Source organism: Streptomyces odonnellii (assembly GCF_000981895.1).
Lineage (GTDB): Bacteria > Actinomycetota > Actinomycetes > Streptomycetales > Streptomycetaceae > Streptomyces > Streptomyces odonnellii.
The window spans coordinates 1-2,319 of record NZ_LATD01000522.1; the positions used below are offsets into that span (position 1 = coordinate 1).

Here is a 2,319-nt window from a genome sequence, read left to right on the forward strand (position 1 = left end):
GGCGCGAGGTGCTGGTGGCGGGGGCGGTGATCAATGTGGCGGTGTGCGGGGTGCTGCTGGCGGTGCCGGTGATCCGGTGTCTGCGGCGGGTGGAGTAGGGGCGGGTGGAGTTGGCGTGGGTCGAGTTGGGGTGGGCGGACCTGCGGCGGCGCATGGCCCGATCCTAGCGAATGCTGTCCTTCGGGCCACTCGTGAGGAGTGTTCCGTCCATCGATCCTGTCTGACGTGACACAGTCAACCGAACTTCCCGCCCAGGACGACGCGGGCCGCACCCCGGCCGCCGCCGGCACTTCCCGTACCACGGGAGCACCTCGTACCCCCGGGCGTATCCACCGCGCGTGGTTCGTCGCCGTTGTCACCTTTGTGACGATCATCGGCGCCGCGGCCTTCGCCTCGCTCCCCGGCCTGCTGATCGACCCGCTGCACCAGGAGTTCGAGTGGTCGCGCGGCACGATCGGCTTCGCGGTCTCGGTCAATCTGGCGCTGTACGGGCTGACGGCGCCGTTCGCCGCGGCGCTGATGGACCGGTTCGGCATTCGCCGGGTGGTGGCCGTCGCGCTGACGGTCATCGCCGCCGGATCCGTGCTGACGGTGTGGATGACCGCGGCCTGGCAACTGGTGCTGTACTGGGGGATTCTGGTCGGTCTGGGCAGCGGTTCGATGGCGCTGGCCTTCGCGGCGACGGTGACCAACCGCTGGTTCGTGGCGCGGCGCGGGCTGGTCACGGGGATACTCACCGCGGCGGGCGCGTCCGGGCAGTTGGTCTTTCTGCCGCTGCTGTCCTGGCTGGTGGAGCACCATGGCTGGCGGCCGGCCGCGGTGACGGTCGCGCTGGCGGCGCTGGCGGTGGTCCCGTTCGTCTGGCTGCTGCTGCGGGACCACCCGGCGGACGTGGGGCTGCCGGCGTACGGGGCGACGGAGTTCGTACCGAAGCCCGCGCCGGTGACCGGTGCGGCGCGGAGGGCGGTCTCGGTGCTGCTGTCGGCCGCGCGTACGGGGCCGTTCTGGCTGCTGGCCGGTACGTTCGCGATCTGCGGTGCGTCCACGAACGGCCTGGTCAAGACCCACTTCGTACCGGCCGCGCATGACCACGGCATGCCGATCACGGCGGCGGCCTCGCTGCTGGCGGTGATCGGGGTGTTCGACGTGGTGGGGACGGTCGCGTCGGGCTGGTTCACGGACCGCTTCGAGGCGCGGCGCCTGCTGGCGGTGTACTACGCGCTGCGCGGGATCTCGCTGCTGTTCCTGCCGATGCTGCTGGCCCCGTCGGTGCACCCGCCGATGCTCTTCTTCATCGTCTTCTACGGCCTGGACTGGGTGGCGACGGTGCCCCCGACGATCGCCCTGTGCCGCGAGCACTACGGCGAGGACAGCGCGATCGTCTTCGGCTGGGTCCTCGCGTCCCACCAGGTGGGCGCGGCGGTGATCGCCTTCGCGGGAGGTCTGGCCCGCGACGTCTTCGGCTCGTACGACATGGTCTGGTACGCCTCGGGCGCACTCTGCGCGGCGGCGGCACTGATGGCCCTGATAATCCGCCGCCCGCCGGCACCGAAGGCGCTGGGGGTGCTGGCCTGACGGGGGCCCGCGAGCGTCGGCCGGGCGCGCGTCGGCCGGGCCACCGCGCGAGGGCCCGCTCCGGCGGAGCGCCGTCCCCGCCGTCAGCCCGCTCGGTCGAGTGGCTCGAAGGCGACGTTCAGCCGCAGCCGGAGCGCGGCGGCGAAGCGCTCAAGCAGAGGCAGGGTGGGCATCGTTCCCCCTGCCTCGAACCGCGCCACAGCGGGCTGGCGCAATCCCGCCGCTTCGGCGAGCTGGGCCTGTGTCATCCCGAGTGCCTCGCGGCGCTCCCGCACGGCACGCCCGAGTTCGTACCGGATCCGCGTCGCCTCGTACGCTTCCCGCGCCTCCGGGTGAGCCAGAGTCTCTTCCCTCAGCTCGGCCCACTTCTTCTGGCCGTTCATCACGTCACCTCTCATCGACTGTGTGCGCCTGTTCGATACAGCGGCGCACTGCCATGCGTCTCCCGCTCGCGATCCAGTAGGTGATGCGCAGGGCCTCACCGCCGAGGTGGAAGCGGAGTTCTCGCAGCTTTCCGTCCAACTGCTTCGTGTACGGCTCGCCGGGCGGCGCACCGTGCGTGACCAGCAGATCAATGGAGACCCTGGGTTCACTCGATCGGGACGCGCTCGGGGAGTCGGTCAGCGGGTCAGGGCCTTGGCTATGCGGTGGGCGTCTCGGGAGAGTTCTCGGAGCATGCCGCTGATGGGGTTCGTGAAGCCGGTGAAGTAGAGGCCCGGGGCCTGGGGTGGGGTGTGGCTGTCT

3 protein-coding genes are annotated in these 2,319 nt (G+C 71.1%); 1 reads left to right on the forward strand and 2 read right to left on the reverse strand.

Annotation, left to right across the window (positions count from 1 at the left end; translation table 11 throughout):
• Window positions 1-327: 327 nt before the first annotated feature.
• A complete protein-coding gene (locus WH07_RS34385) occupies window positions 328-1,575 on the forward strand; it encodes an MFS transporter (RefSeq protein WP_232789161.1) in 1,248 nt (415 codons plus the stop codon).
• Window positions 1,576-1,658: 83 nt separating this feature from the next.
• Here WH07_RS34385 and WH07_RS34390 read toward each other — a convergent pair whose 3' ends face one another.
• Both WH07_RS34390 and WH07_RS38485 read right to left on the reverse strand, forming a co-directional pair.
• Window positions 1,659-1,958, reverse strand: a complete 300-nt coding sequence (locus WH07_RS34390) for a helix-turn-helix domain-containing protein (protein ID WP_046508872.1) — start codon at window positions 1,956-1,958, stop codon at window positions 1,659-1,661.
• A gap of 4 nt (window positions 1,959-1,962) precedes the next feature.
• Window positions 1,963-2,199, reverse strand: coding sequence for a type II toxin-antitoxin system RelE/ParE family toxin (locus WH07_RS38485; protein ID WP_079023800.1), 237 nt, complete (start codon window positions 2,197-2,199; stop codon window positions 1,963-1,965).
• Window positions 2,200-2,319: the final 120 nt, after the last annotated feature.

Bases quoted from the DNA above. Each gene is read 5' to 3' on its own strand.
- WH07_RS34390 (WP_046508872.1), bottom strand. From the start codon at position 1,958: ATGAACGGCCAGAAGAAGTGGGCCGAGCTGAGGGAAGAGACTCTGGCT.